The following is a 17,027-nucleotide window of genomic DNA, read 5'->3' on the forward strand; positions in this document are numbered from 1 at the left end:
GGATTAATTGTGCTCCTAGCCATTCGAATTAATGGCCCGTCCACCGCTTTCAGGTTGCAACACGCGACAGCGCCCCCGAACTTGATAGAGCGCTCTTCAGTGGTGCAATACTGACGCAGCGATTAGGCTTACCCGGGAGATCGGCTGCTGGTTGGTTATAGACCGGCGATCATTCGAAAAGCCGTTCCAAGCTCTACAGCCCTGCTGTCGGTTGCAAAAAACCGCCGTCCGAAATGCGCTCGAACTAAATGATGCCCTTGTTCGTGACCCGCAATAGCTACGAACGTAATACCCTTGTCGCTGAACGGTATCTCGTCTTACTTTGAGAAATTTTTTCTGCTCTTGCGCCACTTGTTTGCAGGCGTAAGCCTCGAGTATCGCGGAGCCTGTGCTTAGAACGAGCAGGTCACGCTTTCCATTGCGATAGACATAAAACACTTTTCGCCCCCGCTAATCCTGTCAAGGTAGACACGAAATAGGTTTCGATGCCCCCGCTTGCAGGGCGTGGAGGACGCATTGGAAAGGCGCGTTGCGCGGTCCGCGCCACCGGACACCGTGGCCCATCTCGGAAGTTGACCCTAGTCCGACCGGGACCGATATGCTTTGATGCGTTGGGGCGTGTGGTGGCCTCACGTACATGGTCATTCGCAAGTACACCAAGGTTCGTTCGATAGCGGACGCCGCTCGCCGCGCCAAGAGCGGCGTCTGCCAGATTCTAAGGCAATCGCACGGATTCCTTACCATGTGCTGGATGCGGGCGATGGTGTTGGTATCGCCGTCATGATACTTGACGACCGCGAAAGTGCCCAGCGTACGCCAAGATAGTGGCGTTTGTTCAAGCAAGTCTACATGACCTCGAGCTTGGAGTTCCCGAAATCACCACCGGCGAGGTTTTGGTGAACATAGAGCCGAACGAGTCCTCGGCATAAAGTAGCCGAAAATCGCTGCCATTTCGTGGCGGATGCCACCCGTTGCTCATGTCCTCGACTTGATGCCCCGTCGCGTTTGCAGCGATCGCGCCCTCGACACGCGCCTGCCGTCCGTCCGCAATATGCGAGTACGCGTAGTTTTCGAGGAGCAGTAGCAACATGAAGCAACACACCTGCGAAGCATTTTCCACCCACAACGATCTACTGGACACCGCTCGTGGCTATGGGCATCGCGATGCCGCCAAGAGATCCCGATGAAGACGAGGAGGACGAAGACGAAGAGGAAGATGATGCCGACGATCCGCCGGTCGTACGCGAGCCGGACGAAGACTAGACTAGCGTGTTCGGCAGTCGATGCTATAATATCTCCTCATGGGCTGGGATGCGAAAGACATAGCGCTCCTCAACAGGCTCTGGTCCGCAGGACAGAGCGCGGCGCAGATTGCGCGTCGTCTCGGGTGCAGTCGTAACGCGGTCTGCGGCATGCTGACCCGTCTGGGCTTGAAGCGCGGCCACAAGCCGCCCACAGCAACGCCCAAGATAAGGCCGCGCCCGAAGCTGAGGCCGACCTCGTCGGCAGCCTGCGCCCGTCCAGTCGCACGGAAGGTGTCGCGGAACACAGTGCAGAGGCAGCCGCCCAAGGAATTCAGCAAGCAGCAGCTCTACTCCATGCTGGCAGAGGCGGTCAGAAACACTGGCTAAGAGCTCACCGCGAGCGGTTGCGCTCCCGTCAGTGCCTGGCCCGTCGTCCGTGGGGCTGAGGCGATGTCGATGCGGCGCTGGATGTGGCGTCGTTGCTTGACCATCTTGACTGCCAGCTCACGGTCAGGCCCCCAGCGCGCCGCCGGTCTCAGTTCGGCTCCGTGTAGCTGTCATGCGATCGTGCCGGCTCATTTCAGTGATCGGGCCCCTCATATTCCGCCCAACAATCCGACGTCTCGTAGACCCTCACGATCGAGAGTTGCGCTAGGCGCGCTTTCGTGCGCTCCCAGATCCAGATGGCGATATTTTCCGCTGTCGGATTCTCCAATCCCGGAACTTGGTTCAGGCACTGGTGATCGAGCTTCTTTAGAACGATGCCGAACGATTCTTCTAGGTCGAAGAAATCGGCTACGAACCCGGTGTGCGGATCGACTGGACCGTTCAACACGATCTCGATCCGATAGGAGTGACCGTGCATCCGATGACAGCGATGTGTCTGTGGGACACTTGGAAGCCAGTGGGCTGCCTCGAACTTAAATGCCAGGGATATCTTCATCTGATGCCGAGATGCCTTCTTCACGTTGAGCTGCCATTCCGCATGAGCCAGGCAGTACGCGACGGCTTGCCGCGTGTCCTCGACCACGTCGGGGCCGTCCATCGTTGAAGCAGCAATTTTTCAAGCGCGTCTCGTCGAACCCGTCCGGCAGGGCTTCCGCTGTGGATACACGAGTTCGTGTTCGTGTCCGCAAGTGATGGCCAGCGCGGCGTTCCATTTCTTGGGGTTTGCAAATCCAACCGATGCCGGCCCGTACCGGCAGCGCGCCTTTCGCCTCGATAGGGGCGCGGAGACCGAGGTGATGGAGCGCTTGCGGGAGATCGTTGCCGACCGGCCGAAATGCGTTCGGCGCACCAAGTCGCGGAGGAGGAACATCCGCCGGGTGAAAGCGCTCATGCGTCGAGATTCCGCAGGCGCTGGCGATTGCGCAGCACGATCTGGCGAGCGCCACAAAAACCGAGAATGCCCTCAACATGAAGCTGTGAGAGTGCACGCGACACGGTTTCGACTGTGAGGCCGAGATAGTCACCCACGTCGCGGCGGCACATCGGCAGGGCCATCATGCCGGCGACAGCGAGGCGGCGATCCATTTGGAGCAGGAAGGTTGCAACACGCTCCATTGCCGTTTTGCGTCCGAGCAGCAACATGTGATCTTCGGCGTGACGCAGCTCGCCCGCCGTCATGTCCCAGAGCTTGCGGGCGACCTTTACGTCAGTGCCGGCCACCCTTTCCAGGCTGGCACGCTTCAGGAGGCGCACGCTGGTGTTGATGATCGCTTCGGCCGCAAAGCGATGCGTCTGGCGGGATTCGAGGCCGAATACGTCACCGGGAAGATGGAATGCGCCGATCTGGCGGCGACCGTCGGAGAACATCTTGTAGGTGCGTACAGCTCCAACTACAACTTGATAGACATGTTCGGCGGGCTCCTCCTCGCCATAGATCTCCTCTCCCTTGCGATAGGAGAACTCGGTGGCAACGAGGCCGATATCTCCGGCGATCGCGCCGAAGTGGTCACAGACCAGACGCGCGGGGGCGATCTTGCCATCTATTTGGGTATTGATCGCCTGGGTCTTGAGCGTCTGGATCAGCATCTGCGCCATCTCCGTTGTGATGGAGCATTGCTACGCGGGATCGTTCGGTTCGAAAATTTCGAGCGATATCTTAAGGAGGTTTACCTAAGGAGAATCCCGTAGGTCTGTAGCAGCACCTGTCCTGAAGGCGCGGCGGATGCATTTCGCCAGGCTTTCATCGAGGAGCGGCTTGAAAATCACGTGCTTGACGCCGGCCGCCGCCGCCCGCGCCGAGATATTTCCATCCGGATAGCCGGTGATCAGGATGACAGGTGTGTCGACGCCGGATTGGCGCAGCCGCCAAGCCAACTCGATGCCGTTGATCTCAGGCATCTTGTAGTCGATCACGTAGCAGTCCGCGCCCGGTGGGGTCGTCGTATTGAGCAGCGCCGTGGCGCTTCTGAAGGTCCGCACGGCAAAGCCCTCAATTTCCAGCAGGAAGCTCAGGGACGCCAGCACAGCGGCATCGTCATCGACCACGTAGACGGTGGGCTTTGCCGATTCCCAGCTTGAGAGCCGCTGATGGTGCGCGCCGATTTCGATCATGTGGCCTGGCTACCATAGGCCGGCGCAAGCGCATTGACCTGCCTCAATCCTTCAGCATGCCAGTGCGCATCGCCAGACGCAAAAGTTCCGACAGGCTATTGGCCTGCATCTTGGTCATCACATTGGCCCGGTAGACCTCGATAGTGCGCGGGCTGATGTCGTATTCGCGAGCGATCAGCTTGTTGGAGAGACCTGCGACCAGCCCCTCCATGACCTGATGCTCGCGCGGGCTCAAGGAGGCGACACGCGCGGCGATGTCCTGCGCGACGGCCTCGTTCTTGGCGGCTGGCTCCCCCTCGCGAACCGCGGATTCGATCAAGGTGATGAGGCGGTCGTCATCGAAGGGTTTTTCCAGGAAGTCAACCGCACCAAGCTTAATCGCTCCGACCGCGAGCGGGACATCGCCGTGACCTGTTATGATCAGGATCGGAAAAGGGCAGTGCTGCGCCTTCAGGCGTTTCAGAAGCTCGATCCCATCAAGCCCTGGCATGCGCACATCGGAGACGACGCAGCCGAAGGCGAGGCCGGGCAGGGCATTGAGGAAGCTCTGCGCGTTGTTGAACAGCGTGACGGCGAAGCCCGAAGATTCCAGCAGGAAGTTCAGCGAATCCCGCATCGCCTCGTCGTCGTCAATAACGTAGATGATTCCCTTGGTCGTCATGGATCAGTTCTCGTCGGCTGCCGGCAAGGTGAAGCGGAATGTCGCTCCACCCGATGCGTTGCTCGCGGCCCGCATGCGGCCGCCGTGAGCCTCGATGATCGAGCGGCTGATGGACAGTCCCACGCCCATGCCGGTGTCCTTGGTGGTGAAAAAACTCTGAAACAGGTTTGGCATGACGTCGTCCTGGAAGCCGGAGCCGGTATCGGAGACCTCGATCTCGATCATATCATCGGCGACGCGGCGGTTGGTGAGGACGAGCTCGCGCCGTGGTGACCGCGCCATCGCTTCCAGCGCATTGCGGAACAAATTGACCAGCACCTGCTGGATTTGCACCCGGTCGGCGAGCACCAGATCGGCCCCGGGATCGAGATCAAAGTGGATCTGCACGTTCTGTTCGCGCGCGCCGGCAAGCCCGAGTGCGCCGGCCTCGTCGGTCAGCTTGGACAGGCTCTCGACCCGCTTCTCCGACCCGCCGCGGGAGACGAAATCGCGTAGACGCCGTATGATCTCGCCGGCGCGCAATGCCTGCTCGGCGGCCCGGTCCAATGCGCTCTCGATCTTTAGCGTGTTCGGATCGCTGCTGCCGGCGAGCAGCCGTCGCGAGCCCTTCATGTAATTGCTGATCGCTGCCAGAGGTTGGTTGAGCTCGTGGGCGAGCGCGGAGGCCATTTCGCCCATCGCGGTCAGCCGCGAGACATGGACGAGCTCGGACTGCAATTCCTCGAGTTGCGCTTGGGTCTGCTGATACTCGGTGAGGTCGCGGATGAAACCGGTGAATAAAGGCTCGCCGCCTGAACGCATTTCGCCGATTGACAGGTGCATCGGAAACGTGGTGCCGTCGCGCCGCTTGCCGGTCACGATGCGGCCGATGCCGATGATGTGCGGATTGCCGCTAGTGCGGTAGCGGACGATGTAGCTGTCGTGGCGGGACCGGTCGGGCTCCGGCATCAAGATGCTGACGTTCTGGCCGGTGGCGTCATGCTCGGCCCAGCCGAACAGACGCTCGGCCGCCGTGCTGAAGAGCAGCATCTTGCCGCGGCCGTCAATGACGATCATCGCATCGGGGATGGTCTGAAGGATCGTGCGCAGGAGAGTATTGCGACGACGCAGCGCCTCTTCGACCTGCTTCTCCTCGTCGATGTCGAGCAAGATGCCGCTGAGATGTCGGGCGGCGCCGGCCTCGTCTCGAATGAGACCCGCCCGGGCGCGAATCCAGCGTCCCAGGCCCGAGGCACTGGGGACTCTGAAGGATACGTCGAAGCCGCCGCCGCGCTCGGTAACGTCCTTGATCGCGTTCTCCACTCGCTCGCGCTCCGCGGGCTCAAGGCGCGAGAGAAGGAATTCATAGCTTGCCGGTTGATCCCGTTCGATGCCCAGCAGCACTCTTGCGGTTTCCGACCACTCCAGCTCGCGTGTCCTGAGATCGAGATCCCAGGTGCCAACGCAAAAACCCTCGATACGCTCGTCAAAATGCTTGCCGCGACTGTCGGCTGGCGGATGGGTCACGCGTGTCGGCGCCAAACTATTGCTCCTATTCTCATGCGGTGGGCCCCCTGCTGCAAACGTGGCGGCAATTTCGCCCAAGGCCGGGCCGGAGGCAAGTTCGGATGTCCGGCATTATTGACGGACTTCTTTCGGCCGTTGCGACGAAATTTGATCTACCTCATTCCAGCGTTGCGTCGGCGCAGCTAGATTCTGTCGCATCTCGCTGCCCGGAGGCTCCCGATAACATATGCGACAGTGATGGTCAGCCTGGCGCTCGATCACGCTAACGACGGGTGTCTTCAGGTCCCAGACGGCTACGGCTATTCGCGGTGCCGCGAGTTGATCCTCGGCCATCAAATAGCATCTGTTGACGCAATCGGCCCCCTGCGTGTTTCTGTCGCACCGACGGCCGGCGAACCCAGACAAAGCGAGGAGAACGCGCCGTGTACAAGTTTCTTGATCAGACCGTCGACGGCTACATGACACGCAAAGTCCAGACGGCCAAGCGAGATTTCGATCTGCTCAAGCTGAGCGAGATGTTCGAGCGCGACGATTTCAACAGCTACCCGGTTGAGGATGATGGGCAGGTGGTCGGCGTCGTCACCAAATTCGACATTTTGAAGTGCTTCGCCTTTACTCCGAACCAGATGTTGCCGCGTTATCGTGATTTGATGAGCCGCAAGGTTGGCGAAGTGATGACGCCCGAGTTCATATATGTCAGTCCCGAAACGAGGCTGACGCGCGTGCTCCAGATTATTGTCGAGCACCGCATCCGGAGCACCATCGTGCTCGACAGCACCCAAAAGCTGGTCGGAATCATCGCCCGCGAGGACGTCATCACGGCGCTGAAGGCGACCGCGAGCGCGCGAGTGTCTCAAGCTAAGCGGTAGGGTTGCAGCCTCTGTCATTGCGAGCGAAGCGAAGCAATCCAGACTGCCGCCACGGAGAGATCCTGGATTGCTTGTGCGCCAGGGAAGCTGGCGTGTTCCTGCCGATGAAAGACCGGTCGGGGTAAGCCGTAGCGGGCGCCCGGTAGCGAGTGTTGCGTGTTCGCCGGTGACGGCGGCCGCGAAGCGTACACAGCGATCGTGTGGGGTGCGCTATTGAGCCGCAAAGCCAGAAAACCGCAGAGGCCGAGCCGGTAAGCAACGTCGAAGGCAACATGTGCGGTCCCGTTTTGCGAGGGGCTGACGCTCTGCCGTGGTCGAAGACCACATCACGCACGAAAGGAAGACGTCGGAACCTGGGAGGTCCCGCGTTCGACCGTTGGGCACATTGCCCCCAAGGTCCGCATCGGGAAGGTGAGGAGCCGAAGCCGATGATGCACGAACGCGGGACGTCGGACTCAGTCATAGTAGCTGTGAAGCCGGCGAACAAGGCGGAGCGATCTGCTACGGAGCTGGTGGAGCGAAGGGCTGGGGCCAAGGGAAATGTGGAGCGGCAAGGCACGCCCCGGACTCCGAGCCGGATAGGTGTGCGAAAGTGCTGCGCCACATACGGCACGGCTGCAATCTCCAGTTTGCTGTCATCATCCGAGGTGGGAGCCGTATGCGGGAAAGCCGCACGTACGGATCTGTGCGGGGGGCGTTCAGCAATTAACGTCCCTACCGCGACCGTCGCAAGAGCTCCTCGCAATGACGGGCGCGGGGCAGCAGGAGCACTTCATCTGGCTGCGCCGTAATGTACGGAGCCGTTCCCAAAATACCGCTCATACGAAGAACCAAAGACCATCTTGATCTCAATCAATTCTCTGCGAGGTGAATGTGGTTTCTGGCGGCGTGTTCTTTCAGAGAGAATCCGCGATGCCCCAGCCCTCCATCTCCAAGTCCATGACCTCAGGTGAAAGCGGCCTGGCGGCGTTGTTCGTGGTCACTGCCCTCCTGTGCTTGACTCCTCTGAATGGGAGAATCCCTTTCGTCAGCTTTCTTCCGCCGGCAGGTTTTTTGTCACCGCAGCCGGTGCATTGATGCGAACGAAATCAGCTTAACTGAACGAATGGGCGTTGCGGCAGTCAGGCGTTCATGTCGCGCAGATGCTTGCGAATACGCAGCATCGATCTGGCCCGCTCCAGAGAATCCGAGAACGCCTTCGACGTGAAGCTGAGACGGGGCGCGCGAAACCGTCTCCAGGGTGAGCCCGAGATAGTCGCCGGTGTCCCGGCGGCACATCGGAAGCGCCATCAGCCCGGCGCCGGCGGTCCTGGAATCCGTCGCGAGCAGGAGGGTCGCGATCCCCTCCAGAGCGTTCTTGCGGCCGAGCAGCAGCATGTGGTCCTCCGCGTGCTTCAGCTCGCCGGCTGTCAGGCTCCAGAGCTTGCGCGCGACCTGAATGTCGGAGTTGGCTGCATTGTCCAGGCTTGCCCGGTTCACCAGGCGCACCCAGGTGTGATTGATCGCTTCGGCCCTGAGACGATGGGCGGCGCCGGATTCAAGCCCGAACACGTCGCCCGGCAGAGCGAAGGCACCGATCTGACGACGGCCAAGGACAGCAGCTTGTAGCTCCGGACGGCGCCGGAGACGACCTGATAGACATATTCGGAGGGCTCGCCCTCGCCGAAGATCTCTTCGTCCTTGCCGTATGCGAATTCGCTGGCGACGAGCGCCGGCTGCCCGACCAACCCGCCGAATGCACTGGAGGGCACAGACGGGCAGCGGTTCGAGGAAGCCCGGGTGGCGTTGAGTATGGCCGCAAGCAGCTTCCATCTCCTTGTTGATGGCTCGATGATGCGGGAAACCGCGACACCATAGAATTCGGTGTCTTCGCTTAGGGGAACTTGCGTACCGTAGATCTACGGAATCCCAGTCACTCGGGTCGGTCGCTCTCCAGCTCGCTTCAAAGCGCTTGCATTGTCGTAGCGTTGAGGCAGTAACCTTCCAAGTCTCTGGTCTCTACCCCGATCTCAATATCGTTGTTGCACTGAACCTTCCGTTCGCATTGGCTGCAGACCCGCTCCATGTCGCGCATCACCGATGCCGAGAACCTTCAGTAGGGTGGACAATTTGTCAGCCGCATGCGTTCCTTGATGGACCAGCGTATCGCGGTCTGCAGGCGCGACGCGCAGATCTCGCGCTATTTTGTCCAATGTGCCGCGGTCGGGTTCACCTGTCCCGATAGACGAAAGCCGATCGGACCTCCTGATCGGCCGCATCCGCAAGCTCCCGCTGCAACGGTCTGCCGCATCCCGAGGAAGCGAAAGCCGGCAGCCCGGTCACAAGGGCCTGCATGACCTTGTTGAACGCTTCGTCATAGGAATCGACCCCCACGACAGTGTGCATCACTTCTTGCAGCATGTAGCCGCGAACGAGGCTCCTCAGCATGATAAGGCGTTCTCGACGGCTTCGCCGCACAGCCCGCATTCGGCGAGGACCACTGTCATCAGGGCTGCAGGCTTTGATCAACCTGGTGCCATTCGGGAAATCCGGCGGCGGTCCAGAACGCCGCGGCAGACAGAGGCGGCCTTTCCGCGTAGGAGCGCATCGCGCGGGCGATCGCAATCACGGCGTCTTCGGCGATTCTTTTTGCGCGAGCCTCCCACGACCGCGGCAGCAATTCCCGGTAACCTTGACGGCAAGAAAACGGCGCGTCTCGGCGCACGTTTCGCGCCTATCGCCCGTGCAAACCTCGATCTCGTGGGCGAGATCTTTCGCCAGCTTCCGGTCCCAGGCCACTCGCGAGTGGCCCCAGCGGAAGAAGCTGCTGATCCTGCTCACCGACGGCAAGCCGAACGATGTCGATCACGACGAAGGGCGCTTCGCCATCGAGGACGCGCAAGGCGGTGCAGGAGGCCGGCGCCTCGGCACAGCCATATTCCGGCATCCTGTCGCGATGGAGCTTAACCCTGCAGCCAAAACTCTATCATCATCTCGATACATCGTGTGCCGCCACGCCCGCGGTCGATTGGGTTGCGCACGGAGAGCGACCATGGAGTTGCAGCGCAGATATGCAGCTGAGAACTTTCAAGCAAATATCCGACGCCGATAACCGGCGCCGGATACTCGAGCTCGTAGAGCAGCAAGTGCCCTCCGACTGCTCGGTGAGACCTAGCGGGAACCAAAGGACGCAGCCTGGTTTGGGCACTCGGCGAAGCGCTTCAAACTCCGCGGTTGTTGACAGCCGCAGATCGGGCCAGATGAGCATCGAATGCGGATGCCACGCTCCGTACCAGAAACTCCGCGCCGTCCGAGACGAACAGTCGCTCCTCGCCTTCCATTGTCACTGCGCCGGCCGCGATGAGGCCCTCTAGACGGGACCGATCGACGATGGCCGTCTGCGGGGCGCAGCCATGGGAACGAGCAATCTTAGATAGATCGACTGCCATGTCGCACATCACCCGCTCAATCAAATCGGCCCGGAAGCGGTCGTCAGCCGTGAAAGCGTAGCCCTTCGTGGTGGCCAGCCGGTCCTCGGCGATGCGCGCCAGGTAGTCGCGGATCGCCATGACATTCTGTACGAATCCTTGCGGCATCCGACCGATGGCGCTTGCGCCGAGTCCGATGAGCGTTTCTGCGGCGTCGTCGGTGTAGCCCTGGAAGTTCCGGCGCAGCCGCCCCTCGTGCTTCGCCGCGGCGAGACTGTCGTGGGGCAGGGCGAAGTGGTCGAAGCCGATGCGCACGTAGCCGGCGTCAACGAGCGCCTGCGCGATCGTTTCGGATTGCAGGTGCCGCTCGATGTTGGCGGGAAGGGCGTCTTCATCAATCTTCCGCTGATGCTTCTTGAACGACGGAACGTGTGCGTAACCGAACACCGAGAAGCGATCCGGACGAAGTTCGATGCATTTGGCGACCGTGTCCAAGCACGATTGTACCGTTTGAAGCGGCAGACCGTAGAGAAGATCGAAGTTAAGCCGGCCGACCCCAGAACGCCTCAGTTGCTCGACACCCTTGGCGGTCTGCCCGAAGCTCTGCAGACGGTCGATGGCGCGCTGCACAGCCGGGTCGAAACTTTGTACGCCGAGACTGGCGCGGGTGACCCCGCTGTAGCCCAGGGCCTCGGCCATTGCCTCCGTCAGGGTGCGCGGATCGATCTCCACGGCGAGTTCGGCGTCGGGCAGCACGAAGTAGGAGTAGCGGAGCGCGCCGACGAGATCCGCAAAGGCCCCGGGCGTCATGATTGTTGGTGTGCCGCCGCCGAAATGGATATGGGAGATCGGCAGGCGGTGACCGATGGTTTGGGCGACGAGGTGGGCCTCGGTGCGCAGGCCCGAGGTGTAGACGGCAATCGGATCGTCCTTCTTCGTGACCGAGGTGTGACAGTCGCAATGACAGCACATGGACCGGCAGAAGGGGACGTGCAGGTAGATCGATGCGGATTTCCGGGGCGAAAGCGATTTCAGCCAATTTCGATAGTCGGCTTCCGCGATGGCCGGAGAAAAATGTGGTGCGGGAGGGTAGCTCGTGTAGTGGGGGAGCCTATCTTGTCCGTACGATTGCGCCAGATCGGATCGCATTCTCTGTCTCCTTCTGATCCGGATTGCTTACCGGCATCGTGAGAGAAGGACCTTGCTCTGGCGCAATTAGATCGATGCTGGATCGGCTTCTCCCGAGCAAGGTGGAGATGCTGCGGACAATGCCGGCAACGGCGGGCTCCGATGGCTCGATGACGAGCCGGAAGCCAAGATTGGGGGCGGAACGCCCGACGCGCAGCACCCCGTTTTGGCATCGCGGACGAAGTCGGTCATGTAGGCGCGATGGGCGCCTTCCACGACGCGCACGCCGCAGTTAGGGTTCGTGATGCGCTCGCGGCCATCATGGAGGGCGGTGCAAGTCTCGGTCCATTCCCGGGCGTTGCCGCCAAGATCGTCCAGTTCTTTGCTGTTGGTGCCAAACGCGCCGCCCGCCTGGGCGGCGCAGCCTGTGGACGATCCCGAGAAGATTCGGCATCGTAGCGGACGAGATCAAGTCCTGCGCGGGGTCGGACGTGCCAACGAGTGGCAGGACCTGGTCGCGCGCCTTCTCGCCGGCGGCGACGGCAGCCAATCCGCTGCGAATCGCAAGGGCACATGAGACCCCTTGGTGCTTGGCCGATCTGCACCTTCCTGAATCTCGGGAGCAGAACCGCAACGGTGGTCACGCCGGGAATGGTCCGGGCACTCCCTGCTAACCCGACGGAGCGCGTGGCAGACGGCTCGCTATCGGCTCACGGAGCCGCAGCCAGCGTCCTGCGGATGGTTTTTGTGGCGCGTCCAATCCCCACCGCAAACGAAGGAGCGGTTGACCAATGTAGGGGCAGGCAAGACCGAGATCGCGCCATCGGTGCACTGCATCACACTCTGCACGTCGGGAGCGAGCGGGGGAAAATCGATCAGAGCGAGCGCTGAGCCATTGTTTCTCGCCCGGGATGCTCAGTATCAGACTTTGAGCAAAATCACTTTTTGGGGGCCAGATGTGGAAAGGGCTTCAGCGCCGCTTTTATTCGACGATGTACTTTCTCGGTAAGTAGCCGCCGGCATCTGCCGCGATCGACGCAGCGTTCGAAAAGCTAGAGCGGGAAACAGTCGTAACGGCCGACGATCCATTGTGCGACTGTCAGGTGATCGCGGGGCGCACCACCATCGAATGCAAGACACGGAGAACGTCAGTCTGTGAGGCGATGGGTGAGATCAGGGTCGACGTCAATACGGTGCCGCACAAAGTGGGCTTCTGTGCCAGTTTGCGGGAGGGCGCGAGGTGAGGGAGATAGTGCGACAGCGGCTGTCTGCCTCTGGGTATTGTTTTCTGGCGTTTGGCTCTCTGGATGTGCCACGGCCGTTCCTAACTTCGACATTCCGGTCGATCAAAATGGACCGACGATACATTCCATCTCGCGTCGCGTAAGCTGCGAGCTGGTCTGATCGAGCGGGGCGACGCGATTTCAGATGCTCTGCTTGGTGACGACGTGGACGTCGCTGTTCAGTTGAACCTGACCGTCAACGATACGGGAGGCCTCAGCCCGTCGCTGACTTATGCCAATGCGCCCTTTGCGTTCAGTCTGGGCAGTACGCTCAGCCAATCGCGGGAGCAAAATTTCACGCAGAAGTTCTATTACTCGACGCGGGCGCTGTGGAAAGAGGCCGAGGCCGTGAGGAGGGCGGGCGGCAGTCTGGCGGAATGCTGGCCGATTGATACAAATCTCGCGGGTGAGCTGGGTCTGAAGAGAACCCTCGAGCTTGCCTTTACCTCGCAACATGTTGATTGGGGTAAGAAGCTTTCCGATGACGGCGGTGTCTTCGGAGGGTACGTCAATTTCGTCGTGACGAAAAATGTAAACGGCGGGCCGACCTGGACGCTGACCAGCTTTATCGGACCTGGGAGCAATCTTGGGTCCTTCTCCGAAGTCAACACTGACAAACTGACGTTTGCGTTTGCGCGAGGCGACAAGGCCGGAACACCATTCCGGACGTCTGGCAGAGCGAAGGCGGATCGGCTCATCGAGCAGATCAACATTAATCAACTTACAACGGAGTTGTCGGGAGTCCGCCCGCTCAGATGATGTCATTGCGCAGGGTACGTCAATGAATGAGATTTTTTTACTTCAAAGGGGCCGCGGAGGGGGGCGCAAGTTCGGCAAATCCGGGGCGGAAAGCTGGACAAACCGGTCTGCACAGCCAATCGCCTCATTTGTGGCGCGATGGACGTTGCCCGCACCTCCAGCCGTCGCGAATGGTCAGACGATTTACTTATTCAGCGGACTGCAGGATGCAGCCGGCGATCATATCGTTCAGCCGGTGCTCCAATGGGGGCCATTTCCGGCTCGCGGGCAGCACCAATGCGTGGGGGCTCGCGAGCTTTTGGGTCGGAGGCCAGAACGATCTGATGTTTACGACGCACTGGGAAGAGGTCGCTCCGGGCACGGTCGTGATTTGTCGCATGACGCTTACGGCGCAAAACAATGGGCTATTCAGCTGCACAGCTGAATTTGATGGCTATCCTGCCACGCAACTGACGTCCGAAAACCTTCCGGCCATGGTCGATTGCGTACTAACTTTGGAAGCATACGGTACGGGACCCAATGCGCCTTATCCCGAAGTCTCAGTCACGGAATTCAGTGCAATATCAATTGTCCCGGACTTCGTGGCGGCAAATGTGCGGTGGGCGGCAAGTGGAGTGCGGTGATAAAGCGGGACGGTGGTACCGACGCTTGTATCGATGTCGCCTATCCGGTGGCCGGCGCATGATGAGGACCGCTTTGCGGATTTCGACACAAGCGACCGTCGGGCAAAACGGCTGTTCGTCAGCGGCGAGAATGCGCGCCCCTGACACGATCACGGCCCAGGCGACGGCGAGCAAGTTCTCGGGATCGCTCACCACAATGGTTTTGATACCGGCTTTGGCGGCACAGTCCTTTGCGCTCGCAAGTGCGATCTCAATTGGCGCGGCTTTCTCGATCCTACCCGTCGATGTTCGTTCAGCCTCAATGGGCCTTCGGGCAGCACCTCTTTGGCCCGCTCCATGCCAGATCCCGTCAGGAAAATTCGCCATTTCGCGCTTCGATGAGACCTTCCTTCAACGCCTGCTCGAAGCACTTTCTGATGTGCTCTGCGTTCACCCCGATAGGCGGCAATTCCTGCCAATCCTCGACGGCTTGCTTCTGTAGCGGCTGTCCGCCCTCAAACAGGTGAAGATATCGTCGAGACCGGGCGTTTACGTGCAACACACGCTGAGCGGCGCACTATAAACAGAACCCTGCCATAGTAGCTCAGCGGTCGCTTGCAGGCAGCAGACCTACCAGCGCTTTGGCCTCGGACCTGAGAACGTCAATGGCAGCCTTTCGAGCATGTGCATCAAAGCGGGTCCGAATGGCGGAGACGGAGAGCGCCCCGCGCAATTTGCCATGAAGGTCGATCACGGGCACGGCTGCGGCCGCGACCTCAGAATCGCGCTCGCCGATCGAAACGTAGAAACCCCGATCTCTGATCTTCTTTCCATCAGCTGATGCAGAATCGCGGTAGGCGGCAAGAACACGGCCGGCGGCGCCGCGATCGATGGGCAATCGCTGACCTTCTTCGAGGTGATGCCGAACTGAACGCGGAGAATTGACCCGATAAAGGCAAATGCGCTCGTCGCCCTCGGCGATGTAGAAGGATGCGGTCTCTCCAGTTACCTCGACCAGACGATGGAGCGAGGGTCTGATGAGATCACCGAGATCGAGCCCGCGCTGATAAAGCGCCCCTAGGCGCCATAGCTCCGGTCCCGGTCGAAATAGCCGGTCGACGCCCCGCACCAGGAAGCCATCTGCCTCAAGCGATGCGGCAAGGCGAAGGACCGTGCTCTTGTAGAGGTCGGTTGCCTCCGCAATCTCCGTCAGCGTCATGGCCGCGCGCTCGGGGGCGAAGGCCTTGAGGATCGCCAAGGCCCGCCCAACAGCATCGACCCCCGTTTTTGCCATTCATGGCCCCTTGTTCTGCTATACAGAACAGATAGCCAGAATTGGTAGAAAGTCCAGTGCCCCATGGGGAATCTTCGTTTCTGTGCACCAGAACGTACTTGACTTCAGGGATACCGCCAGTTACCTATTTCGAACAGCAGAATAAATTCTATGGAGCGAAACAATGGCGGGGCGGCCGGCACTTGCCGTCGACTTGCGCGACGTGATGATTCGCTTCGGCGACTTCACCGCCGTGAAAAGTATGAACCTCCAGGTCGGCGAGACCGAATTCGTTGCAGTGGTGGGACCGACCGGCTGCGGGAAATCGACTATTCTCAACACCGTGACCGGACTGCTGGAGCCCGCCGCGGGGGACGTTCGCATCTTCGGCAAGTCGCTTACCGGCCTGAATGGTCAGCCCGGCTACATGCTGCAACAGGAAGGGCTGCTGCCCTGGAAGACCGCGCAGGACAATGTCGGGCTTGGACTCGTGTTTCAGGGCAGTTCGATCGAGAAGGCGCGCACGCAGGCTCGGCCCTGGCTCGCCAAAGTCGGCCTGAAAGGGTTCGACGAGCGCTATCCGCATCAATTGTCCGGCGGGCAGCGCAAGCGTGTCGCGATGGCCCAGACGCTGATCATGGAGCCGAAGATCGTCCTGATGGATGAGCCTTTCTCCGCGTTGGATGTTCACACACGTCGTCTCATGCACCGCATCCTGCTCGAACTCTGGCAGGCGGACCGGCGCTCCCTCGTCTTCATCACGCATGATCTCGACGAAGCGATCACGCTGGCGGACCGCGGTGTTGTGATGTCCGCGGGTCCCGCCAGCCGCATGGTTGGCGATGTCAGGATCACGCTGCCACGTCCACGCGATGTCTCGGCGCTCCAGACCACCGACGAATTCGTCGCTCTTTATCGTGAAATCTGGTTGCTGCTCGGCGCCGAAGTGGAGAAAAGCTATGCGACGCAGGGGTAAGGTCGCTCTCACGCAGTTCGCCATCTTCCTCGGTGTGATCCTGATATGGGAACTGGGTGTGAGGGGCGGGCTGATCGATCCTTTCTTCTTTCCGGCACCGTCGACGCTTGTCGCGAGAATAGGCGAGTGGATATCGACGGCGGACTTTTGGACCGATGTTGGCATAACGCTGTTGGAGACGGTCCTGTCGTTCCTCGCCGGTATCGGAATCGGCACCGTGCTTGGTATCTGGCTGGGCTTAAGCCAATTTGTGGCCGAAGTCGTTCAGCCCTTTATCAAGATGTTCAATGCCATCCCACGCATCTTGCTGGGACCCATTTTTGTCATCTGGTTCGGATTGGGGCTCACCTCCAAGGTCGCGCTCGGCGTGACGCCGGTTCTGTTCGTCGCATTCTTCAACACGTTCCAAGGAGTCCGCGAGGTCAATCCGGTCGTGCTGGCCAATGCCCGCTTGCGTGCATCGAAGTCCTCTCTGCTGCGCCACATCTACCTGCCGTCCGCCACAACCTGGATTCTGTCCAGCCTGCGGGTATCCGTCGGCATGGCCGTTCTGGGCGCGGTGGTTGCGGAGTATCTCGGCTCGTCCGCGGGATTGGGGCACTTGATTGCGCAGGCCGAGGGCGTCCTCGATGCCGCCGGGGTGTTTGCAGGAATCATCGTTCTCTCCGCCTTCGTCGTTGTCCTCGACGCCATCGTCGACCGCGCGGAAAAGCGGCTCCTGGTCTGGCGGCCAGCGCCTGCCCACGAAGGCTGACGGTAA

At 60.5% G+C, this 17,027-nt stretch carries 15 protein-coding genes and 2 pseudogenes; 7 read left to right on the forward strand and 10 right to left on the reverse strand.

Going from position 1 to position 17,027, the window contains the following annotated elements:
• The first annotated feature begins 637 nt into the window (after window positions 1–637).
• Together BRA1417_RS45365 and BRA1417_RS0109215 are read left to right on the forward strand one after the other, a co-directional pair.
• Window positions 638–929 (forward strand): annotated as a pseudogene (locus BRA1417_RS45365) (hypothetical protein).
• 372 nt (window positions 930–1,301) lie between these two features.
• A complete protein-coding gene (locus tag BRA1417_RS0109215) occupies window positions 1,302–1,631 on the forward strand; it encodes a GcrA family cell cycle regulator (RefSeq protein ID WP_027515575.1) in 330 nt (109 codons plus the stop codon).
• A 193-nt stretch (window positions 1,632–1,824) separates the two neighbouring features.
• On the opposite strand, the gene queD is transcribed toward BRA1417_RS0109215, so the two are convergent.
• From queD to fixL, 5 genes are all read right to left on the reverse strand, one after another.
• Window positions 1,825–2,187: a 6-carboxytetrahydropterin synthase QueD gene (queD, locus tag BRA1417_RS0109220; RefSeq protein ID WP_027515576.1), complete on the reverse strand. Its 363-nt coding sequence runs from the start codon at window positions 2,185–2,187 to the stop codon at window positions 1,825–1,827.
• A gap of 392 nt (window positions 2,188–2,579) precedes the next feature.
• On the reverse strand, window positions 2,580–3,278 hold the full coding sequence (locus BRA1417_RS0109225; RefSeq protein ID WP_027515577.1) for a helix-turn-helix domain-containing protein: 699 nt from the start codon (window positions 3,276–3,278) through the stop codon (window positions 2,580–2,582).
• 84 nt (window positions 3,279–3,362) lie between these two features.
• Window positions 3,363–3,803 carry a response regulator gene (locus BRA1417_RS0109230; protein WP_027515578.1) on the reverse strand — a complete coding sequence of 147 codons (441 nt, stop codon included), beginning with the start codon at window positions 3,801–3,803 and terminating at the stop codon, window positions 3,363–3,365.
• 43 nt (window positions 3,804–3,846) lie between these two features.
• Window positions 3,847–4,464 (reverse strand): response regulator FixJ, encoded by a 618-nt coding sequence (gene fixJ / locus BRA1417_RS0109235; RefSeq protein WP_027515579.1) that lies wholly within the window; start codon window positions 4,462–4,464, stop codon window positions 3,847–3,849.
• Window positions 4,465–4,467: 3 nt separating this feature from the next.
• Window positions 4,468–5,985: a sensor protein FixL gene (gene fixL, locus BRA1417_RS0109240; RefSeq protein WP_027515580.1), complete on the reverse strand. Its 1,518-nt coding sequence runs from the start codon at window positions 5,983–5,985 to the stop codon at window positions 4,468–4,470.
• A 407-nt stretch (window positions 5,986–6,392) separates the two neighbouring features.
• Here fixL and BRA1417_RS0109245 point away from each other — a divergent pair, with 407 nt between their 5' ends.
• A complete protein-coding gene (locus BRA1417_RS0109245; protein WP_027515581.1) occupies window positions 6,393–6,839 on the forward strand; it encodes a CBS domain-containing protein in 447 nt (148 codons plus the stop codon).
• Window positions 6,840–7,960: 1,121 nt separating this feature from the next.
• On the opposite strand, the pseudogene BRA1417_RS39725 reads toward BRA1417_RS0109245, so the two are convergent.
• From BRA1417_RS39725 to BRA1417_RS46150, 4 genes and pseudogenes are all read right to left on the reverse strand, one after another.
• Window positions 7,961–8,590 (reverse strand): annotated as a pseudogene (locus BRA1417_RS39725) (cyclic nucleotide-binding domain-containing protein).
• 457 nt (window positions 8,591–9,047) lie between these two features.
• Window positions 9,048–9,266 (reverse strand): hypothetical protein, encoded by a 219-nt coding sequence (locus tag BRA1417_RS41665; RefSeq protein WP_027515582.1) that lies wholly within the window; start codon window positions 9,264–9,266, stop codon window positions 9,048–9,050.
• A 773-nt stretch (window positions 9,267–10,039) separates the two neighbouring features.
• On the reverse strand, window positions 10,040–11,395 hold the full coding sequence (hemN, locus tag BRA1417_RS0109275; protein ID WP_027515584.1) for an oxygen-independent coproporphyrinogen III oxidase: 1,356 nt from the start codon (window positions 11,393–11,395) through the stop codon (window positions 10,040–10,042).
• A 66-nt stretch (window positions 11,396–11,461) separates the two neighbouring features.
• Window positions 11,462–11,821, reverse strand: a complete 360-nt coding sequence (locus BRA1417_RS46150; protein WP_156949169.1) for an SUMF1/EgtB/PvdO family nonheme iron enzyme — start codon at window positions 11,819–11,821, stop codon at window positions 11,462–11,464.
• Between the two features lie 1,001 nt (window positions 11,822–12,822).
• On the opposite strand from BRA1417_RS46150, the gene BRA1417_RS0109285 reads away from it, so the two are divergent.
• Both BRA1417_RS0109285 and BRA1417_RS0109295 read left to right on the forward strand, forming a co-directional pair.
• Window positions 12,823–13,416: a hypothetical protein gene (locus BRA1417_RS0109285; RefSeq protein WP_027515586.1), complete on the forward strand. Its 594-nt coding sequence runs from the start codon at window positions 12,823–12,825 to the stop codon at window positions 13,414–13,416.
• Between the two features lie 681 nt (window positions 13,417–14,097).
• Window positions 14,098–14,520: a hypothetical protein gene (locus BRA1417_RS0109295; protein ID WP_027515588.1), complete on the forward strand. Its 423-nt coding sequence runs from the start codon at window positions 14,098–14,100 to the stop codon at window positions 14,518–14,520.
• Between the two features lie 102 nt (window positions 14,521–14,622).
• Here BRA1417_RS0109295 and BRA1417_RS0109300 read toward each other — a convergent pair whose 3' ends face one another.
• Window positions 14,623–15,312 (reverse strand): IclR family transcriptional regulator, encoded by a 690-nt coding sequence (locus tag BRA1417_RS0109300; protein ID WP_027515589.1) that lies wholly within the window; start codon window positions 15,310–15,312, stop codon window positions 14,623–14,625.
• A 163-nt stretch (window positions 15,313–15,475) separates the two neighbouring features.
• On the opposite strand from BRA1417_RS0109300, the gene BRA1417_RS0109305 reads away from it, so the two are divergent.
• Entirely contained in the window at window positions 15,476–16,267 is a 792-nt protein-coding gene (locus BRA1417_RS0109305) for an ABC transporter ATP-binding protein (RefSeq protein ID WP_027515590.1), read from the forward strand.
• Window positions 16,251–17,021 carry an ABC transporter permease gene (locus BRA1417_RS0109310; RefSeq protein WP_027515591.1) on the forward strand — a complete coding sequence of 257 codons (771 nt, stop codon included), beginning with the start codon at window positions 16,251–16,253 and terminating at the stop codon, window positions 17,019–17,021. The genes BRA1417_RS0109305 and BRA1417_RS0109310 overlap by 17 nt, the downstream gene beginning before the upstream one ends.
• Window positions 17,022–17,027: the final 6 nt, after the last annotated feature.

Source organism: Bradyrhizobium sp. WSM1417 (assembly GCF_000515415.1).
Classification (GTDB): domain Bacteria; phylum Pseudomonadota; class Alphaproteobacteria; order Rhizobiales; family Xanthobacteraceae; genus Bradyrhizobium.

Bases quoted from the DNA above. Each gene is read 5' to 3' on its own strand.
- BRA1417_RS0109225 (WP_027515577.1), bottom strand. From the start codon at position 3,278: ATGCTGATCCAGACGCTCAAGACCCAGGCGATCAATACCCAAATAGAT.
- BRA1417_RS0109295 (WP_027515588.1), top strand. From the start codon at position 14,098: ATGATGAGGACCGCTTTGCGGATTTCGACACAAGCGACCGTCGGGCAA.
- BRA1417_RS0109310 (WP_027515591.1), top strand. From the start codon at position 16,251: ATGCGACGCAGGGGTAAGGTCGCTCTCACGCAGTTCGCCATCTTCCTC.
- BRA1417_RS0109230 (WP_027515578.1), bottom strand. From the start codon at position 3,803: ATGATCGAAATCGGCGCGCACCATCAGCGGCTCTCAAGCTGGGAATCG.
- fixJ (WP_027515579.1), bottom strand. From the start codon at position 4,464: ATGACGACCAAGGGAATCATCTACGTTATTGACGACGACGAGGCGATG.
- queD (WP_027515576.1), bottom strand. From the start codon at position 2,187: ATGAAGATATCCCTGGCATTTAAGTTCGAGGCAGCCCACTGGCTTCCA.
- BRA1417_RS0109215 (WP_027515575.1), top strand. From the start codon at position 1,302: ATGGGCTGGGATGCGAAAGACATAGCGCTCCTCAACAGGCTCTGGTCC.
- BRA1417_RS0109300 (WP_027515589.1), bottom strand. From the start codon at position 15,312: ATGGCAAAAACGGGGGTCGATGCTGTTGGGCGGGCCTTGGCGATCCTC.
- BRA1417_RS0109305 (WP_027515590.1), top strand. From the start codon at position 15,476: ATGGCGGGGCGGCCGGCACTTGCCGTCGACTTGCGCGACGTGATGATT.
- hemN (WP_027515584.1), bottom strand. From the start codon at position 11,395: ATGCGATCCGATCTGGCGCAATCGTACGGACAAGATAGGCTCCCCCAC.
- BRA1417_RS41665 (WP_027515582.1), bottom strand. From the start codon at position 9,266: ATGCTGAGGAGCCTCGTTCGCGGCTACATGCTGCAAGAAGTGATGCAC.